Origin of the sequence: Corynebacterium breve (assembly GCF_030252165.1) — a bacterium.
GTDB lineage: Bacteria > Actinomycetota > Actinomycetes > Mycobacteriales > Mycobacteriaceae > Corynebacterium > Corynebacterium breve.
This window is the reverse complement of sequence record NZ_CP126969.1, coordinates 586,204-612,660: the sequence shown is the minus strand read 5'-3', so window position 1 is coordinate 612,660 and position 26,457 is coordinate 586,204. Positions and strand designations below refer to the sequence as shown.

The following is a 26,457-nucleotide window of genomic DNA, read 5'->3' as shown; positions in this document are numbered from 1 at the left end:
ATTATTTTTCGGAGTTATCCGGGTCGATAGTGGCAAGAGCTTTGTCTGCTTGGACTTGGTCGCCAGGCGCAGCGTGAAACGTGACTGTGCCGTCGACGGCGGCACGCAAAACGTGCTCCATTTTCATTGCTTCGACGACGAGAACGGCGTCGCCGGCGCTGACGTGGGCGCCGCTTTCCACCGAATGCGCGATGACCGTGCCAGGCATTGGCGACGACAACACGGTGTCGGTGTTGGCATCCGCATCCGCAGCGGATCGGGCAGCTGCTTCACGACGAATCGTCCACGCGCCGTGGTCGGAGGAAACGATGACCTCGGCTGCTTCTTCGCCATGCTTACCGACGAAGTCTGCGTCCCAATGACCACCGACGCCGTCGATCACGACGCGCCAGGAGTCGCCTTGGCGATATACGGATGCCTGATAGTCACGCGGCTCGTGGTCGTCTTCGTCGCGAGTAATTCCCGGGACGTTTGCCCCTACGGTGACGGTCGCGGCAGTGGGTGTTCCATCGATGAGCACCAATGCCGAACCCTGGCTATCCGCGAGACGGACACGCTGCGGTACCGATCTACCCGGGCGCCAGCCGTCTGGGATATCCCAAGCCGACCCGGGGTTTTCTGGCCACCGGCTAGCCAGCCAGATCATGGCGGCCGCGATGAGTGCCTCATCTGGTGTCCGACTGACTTCATATTGATCCATCACGCGGTCAAGCAGCCCGGTGTCTAGGTCACCCGCAACCACCTCGTCGACGTTGATGAGGAAGCGACAGAAGTCTGCGTTGACTCCCACGCCAGCAACCACGGTGCCCGCGAGTGCCTTGTCTAGTCGATGCAGTGCTTCTTGGCGGTCCGCCCCGTGGACGATCACTTTCATGAGCATTGGGTCATACAGTGAGGTGACCTCGGAACCATCGATGATGCCGGAATCAACGCGCACCCCTTCCCCGCTCGGAGCTTTTACGCGATCAACGCGTCCGCCTGTCGGAAGGAACCCGTTGGCGGGATCTTCTGCGTAGATTCGTGCTTCGATGGAGTGGCCGGTGAGTGTCACATCCTCTTGGGCGACGGGCAACTCCTCACCGCGTGCGATCGCTAGCTGCAGCGCCACTAGGTCCAAGCCGGTGACTTCCTCGGTCACTGGATGTTCCACCTGAAGGCGGGTGTTCATCTCCATGAAGTAGAAATGATCGGGGCGAGCCGCAGGAACAATGAACTCCACAGTTCCTGCTCCGACGTAGCCCACGGACCGCGCCGCATCACACGCTGCCTCACCGATAGCTTGGCGCGTTTCTTCGTCGAGAAGCGGACTCGGTGCTTCTTCGATGACTTTTTGGTGGCGACGCTGCAAGGAGCACTCACGTTCGCCGAGGTGGATCACATTGCCATGGGTGTCGGCGAGAATCTGCACCTCAATGTGGCGCGGTGTGTCAACGAAATGCTCGATAAACAAAGAGTCATCGCCAAATGCACTTGCTGCTTCACGACGAGCTGTTTTCAACGCTTCTGGGAGATCTTTCGGATCCTCCACCCGGTGCATGCCTTTTCCTCCACCGCCGGCTGAAGGCTTGATCAGCACTGGGAAACCGATATTCGGTGCGGCTTCAATGAGGTCGTCGTCGGTAAGCCCCGGGCGAGAGATGCCTGGGACCGTGGGGACATCTCGGGCTTCAACGGCAGCGCGGGCGGAAATCTTGTCTCCCATGGTGTCGATAGCCGAAGCCGGCGGCCCCATGAAGATGATGCCGTTGTCCTCGCACGCTTTGGCAAAGGTAGCGTTTTCCGAGAGGAATCCGTAACCCGGATGGATCGCTTGGGCACCGCTGCGCTGCGCTGCGTCAATGATCTTGTCAATAACAAGGTACGAATCTCGCGCCGGTGATGGGCCGATGTGGATTGCTACGTCAGCTTCGTGAACGTGCGGTGCATTTGCATCCGCATCAGAAAAGACTGCGACGGAACGCACGCCTTCGGCTTTGAGGGTGCGGATGACGCGGCAGGCGATCTCGCCTCGGTTTGCCACGAGCACTGTGGTGATTGGTGTCTTGGTCATGTGCTTTCTCCTTTCTTGTGATGCGGGCTTACATGCGGAAGATGCCGAAGCCTGGGTCGGCCAGCGGAGCTCCAGAGGCTACGTCGAGGGCGAGACCAAGGATGCGACGAGTATCTGCTGGGTCAATCACACCGTCGTCCCACAGTCGAGCCGAGGAGTAATAAGGGTGGGATTCTTCGGCAAATTTGTCTCGGATCGGTGCTTCAAACTCTTCTTGTTCTTCGGCCGACCACTCTTGGCCAGAGCGCTCGATCTGATTGCGGCGCACGGTGGAGAGGGTCATTGCGGCCTGGGGGCCGCCCATCACCGAGATTCGGGCGTTCGGCCACATCCAGAGGAAGCGCGGTGAGTATGCGCGTCCGCACATGGAGTAGTTGCCTGCGCCGAATGCACCTCCGATGACCACAGTGAACTTAGGTACTCGTGTGGTCGCTACGGCATTGACCATTTTGGCTCCGTGCTTTGCGATACCGCCTGCCTCATATTCACGGCCGACCATGAATCCAGTAGTGTTTTGCAGGAATACCAGTGGAATACCGCGCTGGTCGCATAGTTCGATGAAGTGAGCACCCTTTTGGGCCGATTCGGCGAACAAGATTCCGTTGTTTGCGATGATGCCCACTGGGTGTCCGTGAATACGTGCGAAGGCAGTGACTAGGGTTTTGCCATACTCCGCTTTGAATTCTTCGTATTCGCCTCCATCAACGATGATCTCGATAACCTCGTGAACGTCATACGGCACCTTCGAGTCGACTGGGACTACATCGTAGAGTTCCTTCTGGTCGCGAATCGGTGCGATGGTGTCACGTACCTCCCACGGCGCCTTCGGGTTCGGGCGTAGCGTGTCGACGATACGACGCACGCGGTGCAACGCGTCTGCGTCATCTAACGCAAGGTGGTCGGTTACGCCCGAGGTACGCGAGTGGAGATCGCCACCGCCTAGGTCTTCAGGAGTTACCTCTTCTCCTGTTGCTGCCTTTACCAACGGCGGTCCTGCAAGAAAGATGGTTCCCTGCTCTTTCACGATGACATTTTCATCACTCATCGCTGGAACATAGGCTCCACCCGCCGTACAGGAACCCATGACGGCGGAGATTTGTGGAATTCCCCGTGCAGATAGGTTGGCCTGGTTGTAGAAGATGCGGCCAAAGTGATCGCGGTCGGGAAAGACATCCGCCTGATTCAACAGCATTGCTCCGCCGGAATCGACTAAGTAAATGCATGGCAGATGGTTGTCGGAAGCGATCTCTTGGGCGCGCAGGTGCTTTTTCACCGTCATCGGGTAGTAGGTGCCACCGGAGACAGTTGCATCATTGGCTACTACCATGCAGCGGCGCCCCTCTACCATTCCGATACCAGCTACGACGCCAGCGGCAGAAACACTGCCCCCGTACATCTCGTGGGCTGCCAATGGCGCGACCTCGAGGAATGGTGACCCTGGGTCAAGGAGTTCACTAATACGCTGACGTGCCAGAAGTTTGCCACGGCTAATGTGGCGCTCACGCGACTTCACAGATCCACCCTGTGCGGTGGTGTCCATTACTTCGCGGAGATCTGCGATCAAAGCTTCGTGCCTCTCTCGGTTGGTTGCGGGTGCAGTCATTGAGTCTCCCTGTACAAAATCTGCGACGAACAATCGTTGAGTTAATAGCCGTTAACTATTTCCTTGTGACAGAGACTACTTCCCCAGTATGTGTTCCACAACACTATTGGCCACCTTTATGGCACATGCCACCCCCATAGGAGTGGTTTCCGAAACAAAATGACCTCCTTCCTGCAACTTTGCAGGAAGGAGGTCCAATTTCAGTTACCCCCGATTAACTGACTAGTCTGCGAGCAGAGCCCCCATCGCCATAACGCCAGCATGTTCTCGAATCAGATCAGGCCCCGACCAATGAATCACGAATCGCGAAGAGTTCACCAAGCCCGCAGCAAACTGCGTCCGTAGCCGGGCAGCCTTTCGCCCCAAACTGGGGCGGGCGGATAGAAGCAAATCAGTCCAGATTCCCAGGTATGTGCGCTGAAGTGACTTCACCTTTTCCGCTGAGTTGCCATCCAGATTGTTGATCTCACGTTGTTGCACCCGGATCAGATTCGGTTCCGTCACCGCTATCTCGACGTGAAAATCAACTAACGCCTGAAGCACCTGAACAGGATCAGCCTCCTCGCCCTCACTCCCCTGGTGCTTTTCGACGATCTCGCGGGCCCCATCAACCAGACGGATCGAAATATCTATCAGCATTTCAGCCAAGAGATCTTCCTTGCTCGAAAAATAGCGGTACAACGCGGGACCCGAAATACCCACGGCAGCCCCAACATCACTAAGTCGGGCCTGGTGGAATCCCTTGTTCGCCATGATTTCTGCAGCAGCTTCCAAGAGCTCTCGGCGGCGCTTATCCTTGGCTTCTTTCCTAGACGTCACTGCGACACTTTCCTATTTTTCATCGGTAGACTCTGGTTCCTCCGATGAGTGTTCAACTTCATCTGACCCTTCGGAAGACATTGTCTCATCTTCGCCAGTCTCATCCTCCACAGATTCGTCCGGGTCTGCAGGCCCAGCTGACTCATCTACCTCTACATCGACGTCGTCCACGTCAACATCGTCCTCAACCGCGGCCACTTCTTCTACGTCTACAACTTCGTCGTCAAGTACTTCTTCTGGCTCTTGCTCTGGCTCGACAGTTCTCGCTTGCCGGTTACGCAGGACCGCTGCACCCCAAACAATTCCGGAACTCAGGCCGACCCACGCAAGCGCCAGGAGGCCCGCGAGCCACGGCGTTGGTCCGCTAAACCTATAAACACCGAGTACACCTGACGAGAAGTAGGTTGCAATAAGCACTGCGAGGCCAACGAAGACTGCGGTCGCTACGACTGTCGTCGCGTTCCAGCTTCTTGTCACAACAAAGTGAATAACTCCTGCCAGAGGGACAATCATCAAGGCCAGCACCCATTCACTTGCCGCACCCGGGATCGCAGCAAAGAGAGGAAATGCTGGAAGCGGGACAAGGTCAATGGAGAAAAGGCTGACTTGGGCATCACCGATGGTGAAGTTACCGCCAAGTAGTACAGCCAAGGTCGCAATAAATGCGTTTGGAAGATACAGCAAGCAGGCAAGGATGATTCCCGCGATTCCAAACCCTGTCAGCGATGGGTAGGCGCTGACAACTTCATCAATGCGCTGATAACCCGTGGCAAGCAAAATGAGGTAAACAATTCCCGCCGCAACTGCGAGACGCCCGAGAAGCTTTAGCGCATGCGTCGCACCTGCCACCAAGTCCTCTGGAACGCTTGACCGCTTCGCAATGGCGAGCCACAACTTAGGTCCCATTCCTATTGCCATTCCTATTGCATGGATGGCCACAGGATGGAGCACTGTCACCCAGACAGCCGGGGGCTCGACGGGGAAGACTTTGCTGGCGTCCCACAGCATGAACCAAGCGATTCCCGCCAGTGTGAGAGGAATCACAGCGGTCAATCCGAGGAGGGTATATAGATCCTTCATACCAACGCGGTTTTGGACCGATTTGCGCGTCCGCCATGCGACCAACGATGCGACACCTAGCGCCGGCAGCAAGGGAAGCATCCCCAGGGTCGTGGCGTCATAAGTCACTGGCACAAGGTGCAGGACCAACCACGCCTCGGCAATTACCATCGGAAGTGCCGCAAAGGCGCCTCCCGCAAAGAGGATGCCGGCAAAGGCTAGGACGATAACCAGCAGCAACACTGCCAAATTGGAGAATGCCACCGTCGGTAGATAGAACCGCAAACGCTCACTTTGATTAGTGGGTGGCGTCTTTACTTTCTTCTTTGTCGCGCTCGCAGCCGCCCGCGGGACACGCACTCCGGACCGAACGTCGGTAGGCGACTTCCGAGGGGGACGGGAACGAGGACTGGACTTATTACTCATCACGTTCCAGTGTCCCACGAAGCCGTCCAAGGAAAGCGTTAGGACACGATTTGATAACGCCCGTAACATTTATGTTTTTGATACGGATATGACTTTTTTGCTAAATCGGCTTGCCCCCTTAAAGTCGACTCGCTATTGTTACATCTCGGTAGATAACAAGATGGTTACGATCCCGGCACAGAATGGGAATCGTGAACAGACAAAGAAGAGGATTCATGCTTAACTCGACTACTCGCGCAGCACGCACCGGCGGCAAGCACCGCAAGCACTCCCCTAACAAGGGTCGCGTTGCCCTCGTTGCAGTTGCAACTGGTGCAGTCTCCACCGCAGGCGCAGGTGGCGCGGCAGCAGCCAACCTTCAGCAGACCTCCTCCACCGAGGCTGCAAACATTGAATACGAACTAGCTAACGATGTCGACGCTGCAGAAATCGTCGACCAGGTCGTCGAAGCTGCACCACAGATCCTCTCGATCGCAGAGTACAAGCCAACCACTAACCTGGAAGAACAGCTGGGGAAGGCTGTTCAGTACTCCACCGAGCGCGCAGAGGCTGACCTTGCAGCTCGTGCACCTAGCGTTGTAAAGCCCGCCGAAGGTACTTTCACTTCCGGTTTCGGCCCTCGCTGGGGCACCATGCACAACGGCATCGACATCGCTAATGCCGTTGGCACCCCAATCCTGTCCGTCATGGATGGCACCGTGATCGACTCCGGCCCGGCTTCCGGCTACGGCAACTGGATCCGTATCAAGCACGACGATGGTTCCATGTCCGTCTACGGCCACATGGTTTCCCTTGACGTTGCCGTTGGCGAGCGTGTCACCGCAGGTCAGAAGATCGCTGGCATGGGCTCCCTCGGCTTCTCCACCGGCTCCCACCTTCACTTCGAGATCCACCAGCCAGGCGGCGGCCCAATCGATCCGCAGCCTTGGTTTGCCCAGCACGGCATCTCCCTCTAACGCTTTTCACTTAACCCACCTTCGGACTGTGCCCCGAAGGTGGGTTTTTGCATGCTTGGCGACGATCACCTGCGCCGATCCCTTTAGTTAGGACAGGTGACCAACCATGCTGTACTATGCAGTTTTTAGAGCGCTGGCCCGCAGCAAATCGCGCGAAATGGCCCCTCAAATTACTCTTGCGAGAAACTCCGCAATTATTACAGATCAATTACTTCTTACATTTCTTCCCCTGCCGGAATTGTTAAGAAACAAGTAAGAAGCAATATTCTCGAAAACCATTGACCATCGCATGGTTACCAAGTAACCTGATAGTTACCGGGTAACCACTCCCGCGATCCTTGGAGCACCTATGTCAGTTCGTCACTCGCTTCTCGCTCTGCTCGCACACTGTCCAAGCACGCCGTCAAACTTGCAGGGGGCTTTCCACGAGGCCACTAATCACGAGTGGAAGCTCAATATGGGTCAGGTAACCCAAACGCTCGCTCGCCTAGAACGCGACGGCCTTGTCGCCCAATCTGGATCCACCCTGACTCCAACAGGCCACGAAGCCATCGAGTACTCCCTCACCGACCGCGGCATCGAAGAAGTCCAGCAGTGGTGGGCCTCCCCCGTTCTTAGACCGGACTCGGAGCGAGACGAACTGGTCATGAAGGTCTCCCTCGCTTTCGCCTGCGGCGACGTGGACCTCATCGGACTGCTCGATACGCAGCGGCAGGCAGTCTTACAACAGCTGCGAGAAGTGACAAAGCTGTCCCGCAATCTCCCCCACACCCTTTCCACCGATCGACTTATGGCGGAGCGGCGCGTCTTTGATCTCGAGGCAGACGTCCGCTTCTTAGACCGCGCGGAAGCCCTCCTCAACGAATCCCGAAAGGCCTAATATGAAACTCCTACTCGAAATGATGGACGTCACCTGCGTATTTGGCAGCGGGGCTCGGCAGGTCACCGCCTTGGATAGCGTGAGTCTCGTCGTCAAGCCGGGTGAGCTCGTTGCAGTGATGGGGCCGTCGGGATCCGGAAAGTCGACGCTGCTCAATGTCGCCGGCCTTCTTGAGCCCGTCACGTCCGGGCGCATGCTCATGGATGGTGTAGATACACGGGACTTCAGCGCCAACAAGCTCGCAGAATTGCGCCGAACAAAGGTTGGCATGGTCTTTCAGCACTACAACCTCGTGCCGACTTTAACTGTTGCCGAGAATGTCTCGCTTCCGTTGGAACTGGATGGCATCAGTCCAGCAGCGTGTCGGGCAGCAGCCGACAAGGCGCTCGAAGAGGTTGGACTCTCGGGACTTGGCGATTCCTTCCCCGAAAATATCTCCGGTGGCCAAGCTCAACGCGTTGCTATCGCCCGCGCACTGATAGGCACCCGCACCTTGCTGCTTGCCGACGAACCGACCGGCGCCCTCGACACCGCCACCGCAGACGACGTGATGTCAGTCCTGCGCGCCCGCGTCGACGACGGAGCAGCGGCGCTTCTGGTTACCCATGAGCCTCGATTCGCTGGCTGGGCCGACCGCACAGTCATGATGCGCGATGGGCGGGTGAGCTAACAATGAGCGCTTTCTCGGCCGCTACACGACCCACACTTCGCGACATGCGCTCTCACCCGTGGCGCACAATCGCTGGCCTTGTGATGATTTTCATTCCGGTGGCGTTGATTTCAGGACTTATCGTCCACGAATCCAGCGTCAGTACCCAGCAGAACCTTGATAGTGCGCGTACATCGATCAGATTTGTTGAAAGCGCTGATTGCCGTCAAGATATCCACGGTTCAAACTTCGACTGCCCCGGTGAGACTGTCAGTGGCAATGAGTACGACATGCTCACCGAAGAGCTCCCAGAGTTCGATATCTATCTCCACGTTGGCCAAGAAGTTGTGGCCCATCACGAGGACCGCACCGCTGCATTCAACGTCGATCAAGTTGGATATGCACCGCATGCTCCGCTGCCAAGCGCCAACGAGGTGCTTCTTCCAAAATCGACGATGGCAGTGCTGGATGTCGAAGTGGGTGACACCATTACGGTCGATGGTTTCGGCGAATGGAAGATCGCCGGAAGCTCAGCCACCTATCAAGCAATCGTATCGTCCCCAACGCTGATCGAGCCCAGAGAATTCTCGACGATCGCCTCCTCGCCTGTCCAAAGGTACGGAAGTTGGATAGCTGTTGGCTCCGATGAATTCACCTGGGAAAATGTATTGTCTCTGAACAAACTCGGGTTTATTGTCGCATCCGACGACGTGATTCAGAATCCTTCTAGCACCAACGAACAATACGACGAATTCGCCGGCGAAAATCCACCCTATGGTCAGCAGGATGCCCTGATGGGTGCCTACATCCTGGCGATGATTTTTGTCGGCTTTGTGTTCCTCCTCCTTTTCATCATGCCGGTCTTCGCCCTGTCCGCAGTTCGACAAGCTAGAAATTACGCAGTCATGCGCTCCCAAGGAGCGTCGCAACGACACATTCGTCTCACCGTCATGGCCTACGGCTTCGTCACAGGGCTGATCGGAGCGACGCTCGGCCTCGCCACCGGAGCAGTTGCAGGCGCTATTCTCTATTCAACGCGCTACCCTGGTTGGCCATTGGACTTCGGCTGGGGGCAACTTGCCGCCGCCTGGCTGGGGGCTGTCACCGGATCCACGATTGCCGCGTTCATTCCGGCGTGGATCACTGCACGACAGTCGATCGCCTCTGGCGTCCAGGGTGCAGCCCCCGACAAAATGATGAGATTCAGTCGCTGGTTCTTAGCAGGGCCAGTCGGAATTGTGGCCGGTGCAGTACTCTTGGCAGTCCCGTTCGGGCAATTCTGGTGGGAAAACCTGCTGCGACCTTTTGGTTGGCCAATCCTTATCCTTGGAGTGGCTGGCTGCGCGCCGCTCCTGGTGTATCAAGGGACACGTTGGGGATCATCACTCCCGCTCGTGGGTCGACTGGCGATGCGTGATGTCTCACGGCAGGCGCTCCGTTCCGTCCCAGCCATCGCGGTAATCCTGGCCGTCACGACCATCAGTGTCCTCGCCTACTCCACATCGCTTGCAACGATGAAGGCCGAAGCTACATGGACCCACAAGACTTACAACCCAGCTGCGATGTACGTGTCACCGTCATATTACGGCGGCAAGATGGATCCCGAGGCCTTGGATACCATCGTCGCGGAAGTCGAGAGCATCGTTGGCCCTGTTGAAACCTACACGGTCGAAGGTAATGCCGATGCCTACGCCCACACGGATTCAGGCCAGTGCAATTACACCGCCCAGTATGCCGGAGGCTTCGAGGTACAAAAGGCAGCCGACAGCCACGGAAACGACCCAAAGACCGATCCACAGGCTGCCCGCGCATGTCTTGGAACCCTCCGCAGCATTCCAATTTCGTCGCCGTGGGTAGGCGGAGTCACTGTCGCATCCGAAGCAACTCTCAAGGCATATGAGTTTTCCGATCCAGCGGACTACCAACGCGCTATGGGCGCATTAGATGAACCAGCGGTGCTCTCTGCCACAGGCAGCACGATCGTTGATATCGTCAGCCTCGACATCGAGGACTTCAGTGGCGCGCAAGACGTGGCAAACCCCACCGGCGACGTAAAAGCCGTCCCAGCTCTGCCCGAGGCGGAGTTCTACCAACTGATCACCGCCAGTGCGCTCGATAAGCTCAATACTGGCTACTACCCCGTGGGCGCGATATTCGTCGCAAAGCAGCCCTTAACTGCTGCTCAAAGCCACCAGTTGTCGGCCATATCTAACGATTCAACAATGGCGTACAGCGTCAGACCTCTTGTCTCGTTCGAAGCCGAGCGCTACATTTCCTGGCTGGTCGCAGGCGGGTTGTCCGCATTGATCGTGGTTGTCATAGCGCTCATCATGTCGCTGTCTACGCAAGGCACCAATCGCCACTTCGCTTTACTCACCGCGGTGGGTGCAGCGCCGACATTGCCTCGACGAGTTTCTGGAATGTACGCCGCCATACTCGCTTTCGTCGGCACCCTGTTCGGTACGACTGGCGGGCTGATCGCTTCTTGGGCATCCACGATTAGCACCAAATACGACATCAATGGAGAAGTCCTCTCTGTAGGCACCCGCGACTACCTCGCCGTGGATTGGCTTTTGTTGCTCACGTTGCTGGTGGTTGTCCCTCTCCTGTCTTATGGAATCGGCACGCTCGTTCACCGGGAACCACAACCAAACGCCTACAGGGAGACATAAGGCCTTACTTATCGACGATCACCCCCACACCACCCCCGAAACACCAGGTGTCACAAAACTAACTTTTGCCACTTTAGACACTCTGGTTTCAAGTGGGTGAGCTGGGGGTTTCCGGATTCCAGGGGCACAGACTTTCGACAAATGCGCAGTTCACAGCGTTGCCAGGGTGGTTTTGGGGCGTTAACCTTTGATCCGTTGTGCCCATACCTGTTTGAAAAGGACACCATGAAACATCGTTTGATTGCTGTCGCCGCTGCATGCGCAGTTGCCATCGCCCCAACCGCACACGCCCAAGCACTCACCGTCAACCTCGGTGGTGTCCCAGTGGACGATTACTCCGTTGTACTCGACGAGCTAGGCAAGGTTGCCACCGCCATTACCGAAACCGGCGCTACTATCTCCGCCGGCGGGTACTCAATCGTTTATGACCCTTCGACGCTTCTAGAATTCGAGCCGGAGGAAGTACAGCCACATCCTTTGTCCTATCAGGAGGGCGCCACAGCCGATGGTCGCCTCGTCGTCCTTCCATCCGAAGGCACCTACACGTCCGGTTTCGGACCTCGCTGGGGCGCGATGCACCAGGGCATCGACATTGGCAATGACTACGGCACGCCGATTCGCTCGGTGATGGACGGCACTGTTATCAATGCTGGCCCGGCGCGTGGGTTTGGCTACTGGGTCGTTGTCAAGCACGACGGCGGCGAGGTCAGTGTGTATGGACACATGCAGTCCTACAGCGTCGCCGTGGGCGATCGCGTTTCTGCAGGCCAGGTCATCGCCGAAATGGGATCCGAAGGCCAGTCAACCGGCCCTCACCTGCATTTTGAAATCAAGCCAGACGGCGTCAACCAGGTTGACCCAGTGCCATGGTTTGCAGACAAGGGCATCTATATCAGCTAGTTCGGTCTAAAGCTTCTCCATTGGCACGCCGCCAATCATCATCAGGCGGACTGTGCCCGAGGAGCCGAAATCGATAGTAACGGTTTCGCGAGCACCCACCCCATCCACGGCCATGACGGTACCCAAACCGTATTTGGCGTGGTTGACCTTGTCGCCCACCGCTAGCTGCAGATTCTTGTTCACCTTGGTAGAACCACGCGGTGACGAGTTGCGGGCGGGATGGGTGGTGCGTGGCCTGCGTGGTGAGCCCCACGCATCTGAGTTGTAGGAGTAGGTAGGTTCCTCCCTGCGCCAGTCGATGAGATCGTCCGGGATCTCTCCGAGGAAGCGACTGGCCGGGTTGGTCACCGGATTGCCCCACGACGAGCGCAGCATCGCGCGGGTGAGGTAGAGGCGTTCCCGCGCGCGCGTGATTCCGACGTAGGCGAGGCGCCGCTCTTCAGCGAGCTCGGCGGGGTCGCCCAACGCACGCAAATGCGGGAACTGACCATCTTCCCAACCAGTAACAAATACAACTGGAAATTCGAGTCCCTTAGCGGTGTGCAGCGTCATCAACGTCACCACGCCTTGATCATTGTCTGGGATCTGATCGGCATCGGCCACAAGCGAAACTCGCTCCAGGAAAGCCTGCAGCGATCCAGGTGCCGGCTCCCCTTCTTCCGGTTCAAACTCATCGTCGTAAGCCATTTGGTTGGCAGCTTCCGACGAAAACTCGCGCGCTACGGAGACAAGTTCATTGAGGTTATCCAGACGCGCGCCGTCTTGCGGATCGTTCGATGCTTCAAGCTCTGCCTGATAACCAGTCACATCGAGGATCCGTGCCACAAGCTGCCCGAGGTCAGGCATGCCAGTGATCTCGTTTTTCATCGCTGGCAGTTCCGCACGCAGCCCCGCCACCATGTCATTGAAGCCGGAAATCGCATTGCGCGCGCGGGTTGCAAGCATATCGACCTTGCCGTCCTGCGCGTCCAACAATGCCTTACCAAAGCTGATGTTGTTGTTATCTGCGTGTAGCGCAACCATCGCCTGGGCTTTATCACCGATGGCGCGCTTGGGCACGTTGATGATGCGGCGCAGACTAACGGTGTCGTCCGGGTTGTCGATCACGCGTAGGTAGGCGATGAGATCGCGAATTTCTCGCCGCTCATAGAACCTCGTGCCACCAACAACCTTGTACGGGATGCCCGAACGGATGAAGATATCTTCGATTGCGCGCGAGGAGTTGTTCGTGCGATACATGACCGCCATCTCGGAATAATGACGCCCCTGATCCGCCAAAGCATCTACTTCATTGGCGATAAAACGAGCTTCGTCGTGCTCATTGTCGGCGACGTATCCGACGATCTTGTCGCCAGAGCCGTGGTCAGTCCACAAATTCTTCGGGCGTCGGCCTTCGTTTTGAGAGATCACAGCGTTTGCGGCTTCTAGAATGTTCTGAGTCGAACGGTAGTTTTGCTCTAACAAAATGGTCTTGGCCGCTGGATAGTCGCGCTCAAACTCTTCGATATTGCGAATCGTAGCTCCGCGAAAGGCGTAGATTGACTGGTCAGAATCACCCACGACAGCAAGCTCGGAAGCATCCGGACCCTCCCCGACCAAGGTGTGGATCAATTCATATTGGGCATGGTTCGTGTCCTGGTATTCGTCGACAAGCACATGCTTGAAGCGACGCCGGTAGAACTCCGTGACCTGTGGGTGTTGCTTAAAAATGCGAACTACCTCACCAATCAGGTCATCGAAATCTAGCGCATTCGCCGCACGCAGCCGTCGCTGGTACTCGCTGTATACGTTGGCAACTGTGACCTCGAACGGATTTTTGGTCGTCTCGGCAGAAGCTTGGGCTTGGTCTGGATCGATGAGCTCGTTCTTCAAATTTGAAATCGCGTTGGCCAAGGCACGCGCGGAGAACTTCTTGAGATCAAGGTTCATGTCCTTGGCGATCATTGTCAGCAAGCGACGGGAATCATCAGAGTCATAAATAGTGAAGTTGGTGTTCAGGCCCGGAACCAATTGCGCTTGCTGGCGCAGGATCCGCACGCACACCGAGTGGAACGTAGCAACCCACATCCGCTCGGCTTGTGGTCCAATCAATCCGGAGACTCGCTCCTTCATTTCAGCCGCGGCCTTGTTTGTAAAGGTAATGGCAAGGATTCCCCACGGCGCAACCCCGCGTTGGGTCAACAAATAGGCGATGCGTCTAGTGAGAACAGCGGTCTTGCCGGAGCCCGCTCCAGCGACGATAAGCAAAGGGCTGCCACTGTGTTCGACTGCGGCGGCTTGCTGCGGATTGAGTCCTAAAGTGAGGTCAGTAGTCATGATGCTTATTAACCTACTAGCAGTGTCCGACATAGCGCCCACAGCGCACTGTCCCACAATCCGCATGGCACAATAAAGTTATGACCGAAGAGAACCTTGAAATCCGAATGCCATCCGGCACTGATGATCCGTTGTCTGATGCAGAGATTCAGGAATACCGCAAGGAAATCGATCGTCTCAACCGTGTCATCCTCGACGCGGTCAAGCGTCGCACCGAGGTGGCCCAAGCCATCGGAAAAACACGCATGGGCTCTGGCGGCACACGCCTAGTACATACCCGGGAAGTAGCCATCATCAACCAGTTCCGCGAAGAACTCGGAGAAGAAGGCCCGAACCTGGCTGGTATCTTGCTGCGCTTAGGTCGCGGCAAGCTCGGTTAAGCATTTACGACGAACGCCCAATCGCGTCGGTTTCTCACCTTCGCGATTGGGCGTTGCCGTTGATCCACTTTTACTGCTCTAGAGAGTCAAGGACTACTTCAAACTCCAGAAGTTCAGCCATTTGCGACACCGGCTTTCGTGGAGCCTCGCCTTCCTTGCTCGCGTGCTCTGCTTTGCCACGGCCGTCGCGCCACGCAGCATAAGATTCTTCGTCGGCCCAACGAGTGACAACGAAGTAGCGATCTTCACCCTTGACCGGACGCAGAAGCTGGAAACCTTCAAATCCAGGCGAGGAATCAACAGCGTGCTTGCGCTGCGCAAAGCGTTCTTCGAGGGTGGCACCTGCGCCTTCAGGCACGGTGATGGCGTTGATCTTTACAATACTCATGATCACCAGTATGCCCTTTTTCGTTCTGCGGGGTTTCCCGGACTGCACATACTTTCCACTTCAATTAGTATCGTCGGCATGAAACGAGCAGTGGCAGCCCTTTTCATCACAACACTCCCCTTCCTTGTCGCTGGCTGTAAGACGGCCAGCAACGACGAAGCAATAGCCGGAACCGCCCCCGCGATTTCCTGGGAAGTCTGCGGAGGAGACACTGCATGCGAATCTGACATGCGCGCCCTCACTGCTGAGGGAAAGCTGCTTAGCAGTGACGGGGTCATTTCACAAACGGAACTCACTGCTGCCTTTGAGCGGATCAAAAAAGAGAAAGAGGCCTCGGAATCCTCTACCGAATCTGTCTCCGAATCACCCACAGAGGAAACCGCGCAATCGTCGTCAGTTGAGCCGGAGCCAGCGCCCGAGCCGGAGCCAGCACCTGAGCCTGCGACAACTTCCAAGGTTCAACCAGTACCAGCTCCCGAGACTCCAGAGCCTGCTCCCGAACCTGCTCCAGAACCACCGCCAGCCCCCGCACCCGAGCCACCGCAAGTCGCACCCCCACCGCCACCAGAGGCCGCCCCTAAGCGTTTCGAGTGGTTCATGCGCGGCCCCTATGCCTCACTGTGGACGTGCGACCAAGCAGCCTCGACGTGGCCTGCCCTCACAGGAGCGTGCTTTGAAATGCCGGACGGAGCCTACCACTGGGCGCTGCGTCAAGCGTGGCCTCAGTAGTTTTTGCACTCCCCGGCACGAAGTGAATATTCCGACTAGATTTGGGAAATAGAAACCACCAATCAGGAGGAATTATGACTGACATCACTTCGACCGCATCGTGGACTGCGCTGTCCGAACTCTACTCAGCAAAGAAGGACGTCACCCTTCGCGAACTTTTCCAAGAGGAAGGTCGCGCACAGAAATACACCTACGATGCAGCAGGCCTCCACGTCGATCTGTCCAAAAACCTGATCGACGACCAAACCCTCGATGCCCTCGTCGCTTTGGCCCAGCAGGCAGATCTGAAGAACAAGATCGATGACATGTTCGCAGGTCAGCACATCAACAACACTGAAGATCGCGCGGTCCTCCACACCGCCTTGCGTCTGCCAGTGGAAAAGGACCTAGAGGTCGACGGTCAAGACGTCGCCGCAGACGTCCACGAGGTCCTCGGCCGGATGCGCGACTTCGCCTCTGCCCTGCGCTCCGGCGAATGGCTCGGCCACACCGGTCGCACCATCAAGAAGGTAGTAAACATCGGCATCGGCGGGTCTGACCTGGGTCCTGCAATGGCCACCAAGGCACTGCGTGCATACGCAACCGCAGGCATCACCGCAGAGTTCGTCTCCAACGTCGATCCTGCTGACATGGTGAGCGTTCTAGAGGCAGCCGATCCGGAATCTACTCTGTTCATCATTGCTTCCAAGACCTTTACCACTCAGGAGACTCTTTCCAACGCGCACGCGGCAAAGCGCTGGTTGCTAGAGAAGTTCGACGGCAATGAAGACGCGATTGCAAAGCACTTCGTCGCGGTGTCCACCAACGCTGAGAAGGTGGCGGAGTTCGGCATCGATACCCAAAATATGTTCCCGTTCTGGGACTGGGTCGGGGGTCGTTACTCCGTAGACTCCGCAATCGGACTAAGCCTGATGGCCGTTATCGGCCCATTGGACTTTATGCGCTTCCTCGAGGGCTTCAACGCGATGGACGAACACTTCCGCACCGCGGACCTGCGCGAGAATATTCCTGCACTGATGGGCCTGATCAACGTGTGGTACCGCAACTTCTACGGTGCGCAGACCCACGCGGTTCTGCCATACTCCGAGGATTTGGGGCGCTTCCCTGCTTATCTGCAGCAGCTGACCATGGAGTCCAACGGCAAGTCCGTACGACACGACGGCACCGCCGTTACTTACGACACCGGCGAGGTTTTCTGGGGCGAGCCGGGCACCAATGGCCAGCACGCATTCTTCCAGCTGATCCACCAGGGCACCTCGATGATCCCGTCAGATTTCATCGGTTTTGCCAACCCGAAGGCTGATCTGCCGACCATGTCCGGCGAGGGTTCTATGCACGATCTACTCATGGGCAACTTCTTCGCTCAGACAAAGGTCCTGGCGTTTGGCAAGACCGAGGATGAGATCATCGCTGAAGGCATCGCGCCGGAACTTGCACCTCACAAGGTCATGCCAGGTAACCGCCCAACCACTACGATCCTGGCAGAGGAACTTACCCCGTATGTCCTCGGTTCCCTGATCGCTCTCTACGAGCACATCACATACACCGAGGGGGTTATCTGGGACATCAACTCGTTTGACCAGTGGGGCGTTGAGCTGGGCAAGCAGCAGGCAAACCAGCTCGCTGCTGCTGTGTCCGGCGAGCAGGAGGCCGACACCGGCGATTCCTCCACCGATGACCTGATCAAGTGGTACCGCGCGCAGAAGTAATAGCGCATAAATAAAGCTTATCGACGACCCACCCGCCACAGGGGGTCGTCGATAAGCCTTGCAAAGGGCTTAGTTGCCTACATCTTGATCATCGGTTCCCAGCCGACTGGGATGCGGTCCGAATCGACGATCTTGCGGCCGAATGGGAAGCAAGTAACTGGGATCATCTTGACGTTAGCGATTGCAAGCGGGATGCCGATAATCGTAATTGCCTGCGCCGCCGCAGTAGTGATGTGCCCCACCGCTAGCCAGAGACCAGCGACGACAAACCAGATAACGTTGCCGATGGTGGAAAATCCCCCCGTGCCGCCGACTGGCTGCACAACGGTCTTGCCAAATGGCCACAGGGCGAACTTCGCCATGCGGAAAGATGCGATACCAGCGGGAATCGTCACGATGAAGACACACGCGATGATGCCAAAAAAGAAGTAAGCAAGGGCAAGCCAAATACCGCTGAAGAGGAACCAGATGATGTTCAGAATAAAGTTCATGGTTCCTACGCTATCGAAAATCGCTGGGAACCACCCGCTAAGTTGCCTAAAGCACTGATTTTGGTTGCCCAGATCTCGTGTTACTAGTGCAGAATGTATTCGTTATACTTATCCCTTTTGGAAGGACAGCCCGTGCAGGCAATTGTTGATTGGGTCGTAGGACTTATGGAAATCCTCGGCGCCCCCGGCGTAGGAATTGCGATTCTCTTGGAGAACCTCTTCCCGCCTATCCCTTCCGAAGTAGTTCTGCCACTCGCAGGGTTTACCGTGGCGCAAGGCTCGCTGCAGATGCTGCCGACTTTCATCTGGGCTACCGCGGGCTCAGTCGTAGGCGCATACGTACTCTACGGAGTCGGCGCATGGTTGGGCGCCGAACGCCTGCGCCGTATCGCAGATTGGATGTGGCTCGTCGAGCCAGAAGACGTGGACAAGGCATTGCATTGGTTTGATAAGTACGGTGCCGCTTCTGTGTTCTTTGGTCGATTGATTCCCGGTGTTCGCTCACTGATCTCAATCCCCGCGGGTATCGACCGAATGAATCTGGTGACCTTCGGTCTCTGGACGCTTGTCGGGTCCAGCCTGTGGAACGCACTGCTTCTCTACCTAGGTTTCATTCTCGGTGATCAGTACACCAAGGTTGCCGATTACGTTGACCAATATTCCAACGTCGTATATGTGATCATCGCGGTGGCCTTGGTCGCTTTCTTTATCTACCTCGTGATGCGTAAACAGAAGCGAGATAAGGCCCGAGCTTTAGCAGCAGAGCCAATTGAGAGCTAGTCCGCAGCAAGTACCCCGGCAGGATTCCCCGCGTCCTGCCGGTTTCTCTTTCATCCAGTATGGTGACACCACATGGCCCAACCTGATCCGCGCGAAGTAGTGACCACCAAGGCTCTCACTGTCTGGCTTGCTGCCATTGCGGTGTATATCGTTGCCACACTCGGTCGCTCTTCTTTCGGTGTCGCCGGGGTAAACGCGATCGAGCGATTCGAGGTCGATGCATCTGCCATTGCTGTCTTTACCTCGGTCCAGCTCGGAGTCTATGCACTGTCGCAAATTCCCATGGGTCTTCTCATCGATAAATTCGGCCCACGAAAGATGCTGGTCGCTGGCGCACTCGTCATGGCAGCTGGCCAAATCACGCTGGGCTTAACGACGAGTTACTGGGTCGCCATCGCCGCGCGCGTCTTCATCGGAGTTGGCGACGCCACCGGGTTCTTGTCCATCATGCGTATCCTGCCCTACTGGTTCCCGTTGAAGAAGACTCCACTTTTCTCCCAACTCACCTCGGCGATGGGGCAACTGGGCCAGTTCCTTTCGGCGGTGCCGTTCCTGTGGCTGCTCAATGTCCAAGGCTGGTCGGTTGCCTTCGTCAGCTTGGGTGCGATCGGCATCCTCGTGTCGCTAGCAGCGCTCATCGCTGTGCAGGACTCCCCCGAGGGAGCGGCCCCAGAAAGCGCTTCCAAGCCAGAGACACAGCGGCATTCTCTGCGTCAATCTCTGGCCATTGTTTTCACTTCCCCGGTGTGCTGGATGGCGTTTTTTGTTCACTGGATGTCCATGGTGTACATGTTCGTGTTCGGCCTGCTCTGGGGCATGCCATTGATGACTCTAGGCATGGGGATCGAACCTTCTACAGCCGGCATGGTGCTAGTTATCAACTCCATCGTCTCGGTGATCGCCGGGCCATTCATGGGAATCATTTCTTCGCGCGCTGGTTCGCAAAGAGTACCCATCGCTCTTGTTTTCTCCCTCGGCCAAGCCGTGGCATGGTTGATCTTCTTGTCCTCACCCGATCCGCGCGGTCTCGTGGCGGTTATCGTGCTCAACGTAATCTTTGCGTTGTTGACTCCGGCCGGCAATTACGGCTTTGACGCAGTACGCGAGAATCTTCCCAACAACGTGGTTGCCACAGGCACCGGCATGTCCAACATGGGTGGATTCACCGCATCCATGATCGCAGCACAAGGCGTCGGGTTCCTTCTTGACTATTCCTCGAATGGTGCATCCTACGAGTGGTCCGACTTCCGTGTCGCGTGGCTCGCCGTTTTTGCTGTGTGGGCCTTCGGTTTCGCCGGGGCCCTTGTGGCTCGGTCGCAATTCAAAAACTCCACTCGCGGCGTCGTGGTTGTCAACGAACAGGACCCGGCTGGCACTTCGGACACCACCAAATAACCCGCTCCAAGTCACCTTCGCCGCCAAGCATGTCCTTAACGATCAGCGTTCCGCAGCGTCGACATGGCTTGTTGTTCCTGCCGAAGACGTAACTGGTCTCCCCAGCACGCTTGATCCCTGTTGTCACGCGCACCGGCGATTCTCTATTCGCCCACATCAGCTTTCGAGCAATCATAAGGAGCTTGTCCACGTCTACGTCACAGACTTTCTCAGCCGGATGCACACCGGCAATGAAGCACACTTCTGCCCGGTATTCGTTGCCAATCCCTGCGACGTTTTTCTGATCCAGCAGGGCCCGACCGATTTCCATCTCCGGCTGGGATTCAATCCGCCGCAAGGCTTCTTCCTTGTCCCACTCCGACTCCAAAATGTCAGGTCCCAGATAGCCCATTCGCTCGGCGTACTCCCGCAGCGGAAAGACTTCAACAAGGCCCAAGGAGTGTCCCACCAGCTCGATGTCGCGCGAGTTGTCGTCGTCAAGCTGGAGGACAACGCGTGCCGTGTGGCCAGGTTTGCGCCACCGAGTACCAGCGCGATGGATGGCCCACGTGCCTTCCATTTTAAGGTGGGTGTGCAACACATTGGTGCCAAATTGCATGAAGAGGTGCTTGCCGTATGGCCAAACGCGATCGCAGGTAAGACCAGTGAAATCGACGGTGGCGTAGCTCGGCCAGCGAATCGAACACGCGGTAACCGTGCGATCCCGCATGAACTGCAGGCGTTGTGAGAGCTGGTAAAGGGAATCACCTTCGGGCATAAAGGCGAGGATACTCGGGGTCTCAAGGGGCGAACCTGAGCGCCCGCTTGTAACTACTTTTATAACAATTGGTAAACAGCTACAGAAGTTAGTCTAGGTATCCATCCCAGTTTTCCATCCTTAACTAAACTTCAGACTCATGAGAAATCCACAGATCCTTTTCCCAGGTTTTTCCAAGTCCCTTCGTCGTCCCCTACTCATCCTTGCTGTTGCTGTTGGCCTCATCGCGGGCATGCTCGGCGCTCTGCCTAACCAAACTTCGACTGCTAACGCTCAGGAAGCTGCCGAAGAAGGCTGGTGGGGCACCGTGTGGGCGAACGGTGTCACCGTCATCGATGAGTACACACTTGAGCTCAACATGACTAACTCCGACGGTTGTGCTGTTTCCTACCACCCAGTTCTCACCGAGACCGCCGGCACCGTCGAGATCACCATGCAGCGTAACGAAGTCCCTCGCGATCCTAACTTCATGTGCAGCATGGCTCTTCGCCCGTTCACTTTGACCATCGATCTTGAGCAGCCACTGAATGGTCGCGAGATCTACATCGACGGCGTACTGTTTGACCCAGTCTACCCAGAGCCAGTCGTGGAAGAACCGGTTCGCAACGAGTTCTACGACGGCTACCGCGTCGAGGCAATCGACCAGTACAACCTCAACGTCAGCAAGTGGCACCACAACGGTTGCGGCCCAGACAATTACCCACTAGTCCTTGAGACCGCGCAGACCGTCAAGATCTACATGATGGGTAACTACCCTCCTCGCTCTCGCGATATCATGTGCACCCAGGCATTTCGCGAGTTCAGCTTTGGCGTGACCCTCGATCAGCCACTCGGCGATCGCACCGTCATCATCGATGGTGTTGACTACACCCCTGCTGCCTCCTAACTAGTCATCAAAAGAGAGGTCCTCGAGAGCTTCGGCCATCGAGCGGCCTCTCTTTTTGCTTGCCGACGATCCCCCGCGCCCTCCAATTTTCGCGCCCCGCGGGGTCACGGCTGCACCATAATCGCGCAACACGTATGCCGGCTCACCGTTGAGCCGCTCAACGTTCAGTGGCTGGATCAGACCACGCGCAATAACATCGCCAAGACCATCGACAACCAATGGCATGGGATCTTCTGTGCCTTCTGGGAAGCCATCGAAAAACGTAGTCATGGTCTTTCCACCCCGGGTGATGTGGGCGGCCAAGAGGCCGTCGATAAGCACAACAAGTGCACCCGCCGCTCTCGTCGGCCCCTGCTCGGGCCATGGAAGCGCCGCACCATACGGGTTCGCGGGATCCGTTGCGGCCAGCACGGATACCTTTGGATCGTGGGTGCCGGACGGCCATCCCACGACGTCATCGGTGTCTTGGTGGCCTCGCAACCGGTCAATTATCGCCGGCGTGGAAAACTGCGACGCGCCCAGCCCTTCTACCAGATAGCCGCGCATTGCCTTTCCGGATTCTTCGAACCCTGAGAGCACCTTGTAGGCAAGCGCGAAACCGCCCGCGACATCTTCGGCTACGACCGAACCCCGTGTGACTACGCCATAGCGATCAAGCCAGGCCTCTCCTTGAGCGATCGAACGAGTCGTCGGATCAGTGTCTGCCAGCGGTGTCGCAGCCCAGCGGCCTGCCATGTCGGGCGGTGTCGTGGGAGCAAAATTCGTCCTCCCCATTCGGATACGGGAGCGCGAAGGACGCCGCTTCACCTTGTGCGCAGTCTTTCCACCCGCCAGCCGTGCACGAATCGGGGCAAAGGAATCCGGTGCGATAAGCCCGGCTTCGACTAGATCCCACATTGCTTCGCGTAGCTCGTCCGCATCTGTTCCCTCAAGGAAATCAGTAAAGAGGAATCCGCCGCCCGTTCGCGTGCGCTGCACAATCGCGTGTTGGGTTGTACTCAGCAGTGGTTCGTCGACAAGCGGGGTGAGCTGCTCAGCATAATCAGCCGGCAAGAGCATGAGCCAAGGATCGCGCGCACCTGCTTTGCCTTCACCAACTATGAGTACCTCACCAGACAGCGTGAGTTCGTCGAGCATCGTCGGCGAATAGTCGCCCACGCGCTGAGGCAGCACCATCGATTCCCAAGCGCTAGCGGGTAGACGAACTCCGGCTAACTGCTCGATGACGGTATAGACGCCGTCTGCCCCACGCAGTACGGGACGTTGCCCCACGGGTGCAACGTTGGCCCAATCTGCAGCAAACCGTGCCAGCGCTGCCTGAGTCACCGGACGGGTTTGGGCTCGCGCCGCGGCTAGCGAGCGCGAACGGATGATGCGCAGTACTTCTACGGCGCAATACTCCTGCTCCTCAACTCCCTGGCGGTAGCGTCCTTCGATCACCTTTTCTTCGTCGATTAACGGCTGAAGCGCCGAATACGCCGCGCCAATGGCGAGGCCGAATGCGTGCGCCAAGTCGCGCAAAGTAAATGGCCCACGCGTGCGCACCCACCTGCCGACAAGCTGTGCCAACGCGTCAGTGATCGTATCCACCTGAGCAGCCACTCCGGGAGGGACTGGGATCCCAAGGCCATCGCGTAGCAAAGGGGCGTCAAGTACTTGTGCAAGGTGGTCGCGCCCACCGATCCGCACCCGCATGATCCGGCCCGAAAGCGACTTCTCCACGGAGTCAATGGGCACCTCGGTGTAGAGGGCGAGCTCCTCGATAGGCACGGGGCCGGTCATGCGCAGCGTATCCGCAAACTGTTCACTGGTCTTCGCCTTGCCTACGCGGCGCATTGATGAATCGACCTCGTCGATGATCTCGGGAGACAGCAGTTCCCGCAGTTCGACGGTGCCCAACAGCTTGGCCAGCAGCGACGGGTCCAATGCCAACGCCGCTGCCCGCTTTTCAGCCAACGGGGTATCGCCCTCGTACATGAAGGCACCGGTGTAGTTGAACAGCAAACTTGAGGCAAACGGGCTTGGTTGGTCCGTGGTCACCTCCGCGATCCGGATTTTCCGGGTCGCCAGATCCCGCATGACCTCCTGAAGGGAGGGCAAGTCGTAGACATCTTGCAGACACTCGCGCACGGTTTCCAAAATGATCGGAAACGACGGATACTTCCGCGCCACATCCAACAGCTGTTCTGCACGTTGGCGCTGCTGCCACAGTGGCGCGCGCTTGCCCGGATTTCTACGCGGAAGCAGCAATGCTCGCGCTGCGCATTCACGGAATCGCGAGGCAAACAGTGCCGATCCGCCCACCTGCTGGGTCACGATCTCTGCAATGTCATCAGCGTCAAATTGGAACAGCGCGCCGTCCGGGTCCTTGTCCGCTTGAGGAAGGCGCAACACAATACCGTCATCACCCGCCACGGCCTGGGCATCCATACCGGTTTCTTGCGAGATGCGCCACCCGGTCGCAAGCGCCCACGCCGCGTTGACCCCCTTGCCAAACGGGGTGTGCAACACCACGCGCCAATCGCCCAATTCATCGGTGAAGCGCTCCAATACCAAGGTCGTATCGTCGGGCACAACACCGGTCGCTTCTTGCTGCTCAGTCAGGTATTGCGCAAGGTTGTCTTTGGCTCGCTGATCAAGGCTCTTGTCGACGATCTCCTGATCGCCATGAGCCTCTCGTCGAAAAGCACCGAGCGCCTTGCCCAACTCAAACGGTCTGCCTTGGGCATCCCCCGTCCAAAATGGCAAGCGGCCCGTGTGCCCCGGCGCGGGACTGACTTGAACCTGGTCTCTGGTGATGTTTTCGATACGCCAGCTCGACGCGCCTAGAGTAAACACGTCACCCACCCGGGACTCGTACACCATCTCTTCGTCGAGCTCGCCCACGCGACGGGGCACACGCTGGTCTCCTCCGACAAGGAATACGCCGAACATGCCACGGTCAGGAATCGTGCCGGCGTTTGTGACAGCGACGCGCTGTGCGCCAGGACGAGCCTTAAGTACCGTTCCATCAAGGATCGCTCGTGGCCGCAACTCTGCCAAATCGGTCGATGGGTACACACCCGTGACTAGGTCGATGACAGAATCGAATACGTCACGGGCAAGGTCGCGATAAGGCCAAGCGCGCCGGACGGTGTCGAACCATTCGTCCACGTCGAGGTCTTCCATCGCGACAGCTGCGACGGTGTGTTGTGCAAGCACGTCTAGCGGGTTCTTCGGAGTGTGCAGCTCTTCGATCAATCCCTCGCGCATGCGCGGCACAGTTACCGCGGTCTGCACAAGATCCGCTCGGTGCTTCGGGTAGAACGACCCCTGCGACACGGCTCCCACCTGGTGTCCGGCACGACCCACACGCTGCAGGCCCGATGCCACCGACGGAGGCGACTCCACCTGAACGACGAGCTCCACCGCACCCATATCGATACCGAGCTCCAATGAACTAGTCGCAACTACCGCGCGCAGCGAGCCTTCCTTGAGCATCTTTTCAGTCATCGCGCGTTCGTCTTTAGACACGCTGCCGTGGTGCGCCCTGGCGATCACAGGAGCTGCGTGACCGGCGGTGTCGGTGAACTTCATCAACTGCGCAGGAGGTCTGCGTTGCTGTGGCGACAAGGCTCCCGGGTCGTTTTGAGCAGCCCAACGCTCGTTGAGTTGGCTGGTGAGGCGCTCGGCGGTGCGGCGGGAATTCACAAATACCAAGGTCGAACGGTGGGCCATGATCTCGTTGTAAAGTTCAGCCTCGATGTGTGGCCAGATCGACGCTGCGGCTGCGGGCGGCGTGTCGAGTTGATCGTCGATAATGGCCTCACCGATGGTGGAGGCGTCTTCTGGAACGGGAAGATCGCTCATGTCATCAACAGGGACATGAACATTGAGCGACCACCGCTTTTCCGCCGGAGGGTTGATGATCGTGGTGTTTGGGCCCAGAAAATTCGCCACGGCCTCTAGAGGGCGGACAGTCGCTGACAGGCCAATGCGCTGAAAGTCTCCGGCGACGCGGCGCAAACGCTCCAGAGTCAATGCCAAATGAACGCCGCGCTTAGTTCCTGCCAGCGCATGAATCTCATCGATGATGACAGTATCCACGCTGCGCAAAATGGCCGAAGCTTTGGACGTGAGCATGAGATAGGCCGACTCCGGCGTTGTAATCAAAATGTCAGGCGGCTTGCGCAATTGTCTGTTGCGCTCGGCTTGCGGAGTATCGCCAGAGCGCACTGCAACAGAGATGTCCGGCATCTGGCGACCTAGACGCTCAGCTACGCGCGCTATTCCGGTGAGAGGCGCGCGTAGGTTGTTTTCCACATCCACACCGAGTGCCTTCAGCGGAGAGATATACAGCACCTTTACTCCACCGTGCGACGACGTTTTAGCACCGTCGATCGGAAGTGCCTGCTGCCCCGCCCGCTCCACTAACGAGTTCAGAGACCAAAGAAATGCCGCCAGTGTCTTACCTGAACCAGTTGGTGCCACTACCAGTGAGTTTTCCCCCGCCGAGATGGCTTCCCACGCCTGGGACTGCACGGCTGTGGGTGCTGCGAAAACTTCGTGGAACCACGTGGCCACCTGCGGGTGGAAGCGGTTCAGGATGTTTTCGGTCATGGGTTAACCTTAG

At 57.4% G+C, this 26,457-nt stretch carries 20 protein-coding genes; 11 read left to right on the top strand and 9 right to left on the bottom strand.

What is annotated here, in order from left to right; all coding sequences use genetic code 11:
• Position 1 precedes the first annotated feature (1 nt).
• The 4 genes from QP027_RS03055 to QP027_RS03040 form a co-directional block, all read right to left on the bottom strand.
• Entirely contained in the window at positions 2–2,050 is a 2,049-nt protein-coding gene (locus QP027_RS03055; RefSeq protein WP_284825898.1) for an acetyl/propionyl/methylcrotonyl-CoA carboxylase subunit alpha, read from the bottom strand.
• A 28-nt stretch (positions 2,051–2,078) separates the two neighbouring features.
• Positions 2,079–3,653 (bottom strand): carboxyl transferase domain-containing protein, encoded by a 1,575-nt coding sequence (locus QP027_RS03050; protein ID WP_284825896.1) that lies wholly within the window; start codon positions 3,651–3,653, stop codon positions 2,079–2,081.
• A 222-nt stretch (positions 3,654–3,875) separates the two neighbouring features.
• On the bottom strand, positions 3,876–4,472 hold the full coding sequence (locus tag QP027_RS03045) for a TetR/AcrR family transcriptional regulator (RefSeq protein ID WP_284825895.1): 597 nt from the start codon (positions 4,470–4,472) through the stop codon (positions 3,876–3,878).
• A gap of 12 nt (positions 4,473–4,484) precedes the next feature.
• Complete coding sequence (locus QP027_RS03040) at positions 4,485–5,795, bottom strand: cell division protein PerM (RefSeq protein WP_284825894.1); 1,311 nt, start codon at positions 5,793–5,795, stop codon at positions 4,485–4,487.
• A 377-nt stretch (positions 5,796–6,172) separates the two neighbouring features.
• Between QP027_RS03040 and QP027_RS03035 the strand changes: the two genes are divergently transcribed.
• The 5 genes from QP027_RS03035 (at position 6,173) to QP027_RS03015 (ending at position 12,014) form a co-directional block, all read left to right on the top strand.
• On the top strand, positions 6,173–6,913 hold the full coding sequence (locus QP027_RS03035) for a M23 family metallopeptidase (protein ID WP_284825892.1): 741 nt from the start codon (positions 6,173–6,175) through the stop codon (positions 6,911–6,913).
• A gap of 349 nt (positions 6,914–7,262) precedes the next feature.
• Positions 7,263–7,793, top strand: coding sequence for a PadR family transcriptional regulator (locus tag QP027_RS03030; protein WP_284825891.1), 531 nt, complete (start codon positions 7,263–7,265; stop codon positions 7,791–7,793).
• Position 7,794: 1 nt separating this feature from the next.
• Positions 7,795–8,463 (top strand): ABC transporter ATP-binding protein, encoded by a 669-nt coding sequence (locus QP027_RS03025; protein ID WP_284825889.1) that lies wholly within the window; start codon positions 7,795–7,797, stop codon positions 8,461–8,463.
• A 44-nt stretch (positions 8,464–8,507) separates the two neighbouring features.
• Entirely contained in the window at positions 8,508–11,114 is a 2,607-nt protein-coding gene (locus QP027_RS03020) for an FtsX-like permease family protein (protein ID WP_284825888.1), read from the top strand.
• A gap of 225 nt (positions 11,115–11,339) precedes the next feature.
• Entirely contained in the window at positions 11,340–12,014 is a 675-nt protein-coding gene (locus QP027_RS03015) for a M23 family metallopeptidase (protein ID WP_284825886.1), read from the top strand.
• Between the two features lie 6 nt (positions 12,015–12,020).
• Here the strand turns inward: QP027_RS03015 and pcrA are convergent, their stop codons facing one another.
• Positions 12,021–14,330 carry a DNA helicase PcrA gene (pcrA, locus tag QP027_RS03010; RefSeq protein ID WP_284825884.1) on the bottom strand — a complete coding sequence of 770 codons (2,310 nt, stop codon included), beginning with the start codon at positions 14,328–14,330 and terminating at the stop codon, positions 12,021–12,023.
• An 80-nt stretch (positions 14,331–14,410) separates the two neighbouring features.
• Here pcrA and QP027_RS03005 point away from each other — a divergent pair, with 80 nt between their 5' ends.
• Positions 14,411–14,710 carry a chorismate mutase gene (locus QP027_RS03005; RefSeq protein WP_284825883.1) on the top strand — a complete coding sequence of 100 codons (300 nt, stop codon included), beginning with the start codon at positions 14,411–14,413 and terminating at the stop codon, positions 14,708–14,710.
• Between the two features lie 70 nt (positions 14,711–14,780).
• Here the strand turns inward: QP027_RS03005 and QP027_RS03000 are convergent, their stop codons facing one another.
• Positions 14,781–15,098: an antibiotic biosynthesis monooxygenase family protein gene (locus QP027_RS03000; RefSeq protein ID WP_284825880.1), complete on the bottom strand. Its 318-nt coding sequence runs from the start codon at positions 15,096–15,098 to the stop codon at positions 14,781–14,783.
• 78 nt (positions 15,099–15,176) lie between these two features.
• Here QP027_RS03000 and QP027_RS02995 point away from each other — a divergent pair, with 78 nt between their 5' ends.
• Together QP027_RS02995 and pgi are read left to right on the top strand one after the other, a co-directional pair.
• Positions 15,177–15,827 carry a hypothetical protein gene (locus QP027_RS02995; RefSeq protein ID WP_284825878.1) on the top strand — a complete coding sequence of 217 codons (651 nt, stop codon included), beginning with the start codon at positions 15,177–15,179 and terminating at the stop codon, positions 15,825–15,827.
• 74 nt (positions 15,828–15,901) lie between these two features.
• Entirely contained in the window at positions 15,902–17,536 is a 1,635-nt protein-coding gene (pgi, locus tag QP027_RS02990; protein WP_284825876.1) for a glucose-6-phosphate isomerase, read from the top strand.
• A gap of 77 nt (positions 17,537–17,613) precedes the next feature.
• On the opposite strand, the gene QP027_RS02985 is transcribed toward pgi, so the two are convergent.
• Positions 17,614–18,027: a YccF domain-containing protein gene (locus QP027_RS02985; RefSeq protein WP_284825875.1), complete on the bottom strand. Its 414-nt coding sequence runs from the start codon at positions 18,025–18,027 to the stop codon at positions 17,614–17,616.
• A 132-nt stretch (positions 18,028–18,159) separates the two neighbouring features.
• Between QP027_RS02985 and QP027_RS02980 the strand changes: the two genes are divergently transcribed.
• Complete coding sequence (locus tag QP027_RS02980; RefSeq protein ID WP_284825873.1) at positions 18,160–18,807, top strand: DedA family protein; 648 nt, start codon at positions 18,160–18,162, stop codon at positions 18,805–18,807.
• A gap of 72 nt (positions 18,808–18,879) precedes the next feature.
• A complete protein-coding gene (locus tag QP027_RS02975) occupies positions 18,880–20,202 on the top strand; it encodes an MFS transporter (protein ID WP_284825871.1) in 1,323 nt (440 codons plus the stop codon).
• Here the strand turns inward: QP027_RS02975 and QP027_RS02970 are convergent.
• Complete coding sequence (locus QP027_RS02970; RefSeq protein WP_284825869.1) at positions 20,159–20,959, bottom strand: DNA-formamidopyrimidine glycosylase family protein; 801 nt, start codon at positions 20,957–20,959, stop codon at positions 20,159–20,161. The two genes, QP027_RS02975 and QP027_RS02970, sit on opposite strands and share 44 nt — an antisense overlap.
• Before the next feature lie 139 nt (positions 20,960–21,098).
• Here QP027_RS02970 and QP027_RS02965 point away from each other — a divergent pair, with 139 nt between their 5' ends.
• Positions 21,099–21,845, top strand: coding sequence for a hypothetical protein (locus tag QP027_RS02965; protein WP_284825867.1), 747 nt, complete (start codon positions 21,099–21,101; stop codon positions 21,843–21,845).
• On the opposite strand, the gene QP027_RS02960 is transcribed toward QP027_RS02965, so the two are convergent.
• The gene (locus tag QP027_RS02960; RefSeq protein WP_284825866.1) at positions 21,846–26,444 is read right to left on the bottom strand and encodes an ATP-dependent helicase; all 4,599 of its coding nucleotides are present in this window, start codon (positions 26,442–26,444) and stop codon (positions 21,846–21,848) included.
• Positions 26,445–26,457 lie beyond the last annotated feature (13 nt).

Excerpts from the sequence above, each read along its gene's own strand:
- QP027_RS03055 (WP_284825898.1), bottom strand. The coding sequence starts at position 2,050 with ATGACCAAGACACCAATCACCACAGTGCTCGTGGCAAACCGAGGCGAG.
- QP027_RS02975 (WP_284825871.1), top strand. The coding sequence starts at position 18,880 with ATGGCCCAACCTGATCCGCGCGAAGTAGTGACCACCAAGGCTCTCACT.
- QP027_RS02995 (WP_284825878.1), top strand. The coding sequence starts at position 15,177 with ATGAAACGAGCAGTGGCAGCCCTTTTCATCACAACACTCCCCTTCCTT.
- QP027_RS03015 (WP_284825886.1), top strand. The coding sequence starts at position 11,340 with ATGAAACATCGTTTGATTGCTGTCGCCGCTGCATGCGCAGTTGCCATC.
- QP027_RS02965 (WP_284825867.1), top strand. The coding sequence starts at position 21,099 with ATGAGAAATCCACAGATCCTTTTCCCAGGTTTTTCCAAGTCCCTTCGT.
- QP027_RS02960 (WP_284825866.1), bottom strand. The coding sequence starts at position 26,444 with ATGACCGAAAACATCCTGAACCGCTTCCACCCGCAGGTGGCCACGTGG.
- QP027_RS02970 (WP_284825869.1), bottom strand. The coding sequence starts at position 20,959 with ATGCCCGAAGGTGATTCCCTTTACCAGCTCTCACAACGCCTGCAGTTC.
- QP027_RS03025 (WP_284825889.1), top strand. The coding sequence starts at position 7,795 with ATGAAACTCCTACTCGAAATGATGGACGTCACCTGCGTATTTGGCAGC.
- QP027_RS03005 (WP_284825883.1), top strand. The coding sequence starts at position 14,411 with ATGACCGAAGAGAACCTTGAAATCCGAATGCCATCCGGCACTGATGAT.
- QP027_RS03030 (WP_284825891.1), top strand. The coding sequence starts at position 7,263 with ATGTCAGTTCGTCACTCGCTTCTCGCTCTGCTCGCACACTGTCCAAGC.
- QP027_RS03035 (WP_284825892.1), top strand. The coding sequence starts at position 6,173 with ATGCTTAACTCGACTACTCGCGCAGCACGCACCGGCGGCAAGCACCGC.
- QP027_RS03020 (WP_284825888.1), top strand. The coding sequence starts at position 8,508 with ATGCGCTCTCACCCGTGGCGCACAATCGCTGGCCTTGTGATGATTTTC.
- QP027_RS02985 (WP_284825875.1), bottom strand. The coding sequence starts at position 18,027 with ATGAACTTTATTCTGAACATCATCTGGTTCCTCTTCAGCGGTATTTGG.
- QP027_RS03050 (WP_284825896.1), bottom strand. The coding sequence starts at position 3,653 with ATGACTGCACCCGCAACCAACCGAGAGAGGCACGAAGCTTTGATCGCA.
- pcrA (WP_284825884.1), bottom strand. The coding sequence starts at position 14,330 with ATGACTACTGACCTCACTTTAGGACTCAATCCGCAGCAAGCCGCCGCA.
- QP027_RS03000 (WP_284825880.1), bottom strand. The coding sequence starts at position 15,098 with ATGAGTATTGTAAAGATCAACGCCATCACCGTGCCTGAAGGCGCAGGT.
- pgi (WP_284825876.1), top strand. The coding sequence starts at position 15,902 with ATGACTGACATCACTTCGACCGCATCGTGGACTGCGCTGTCCGAACTC.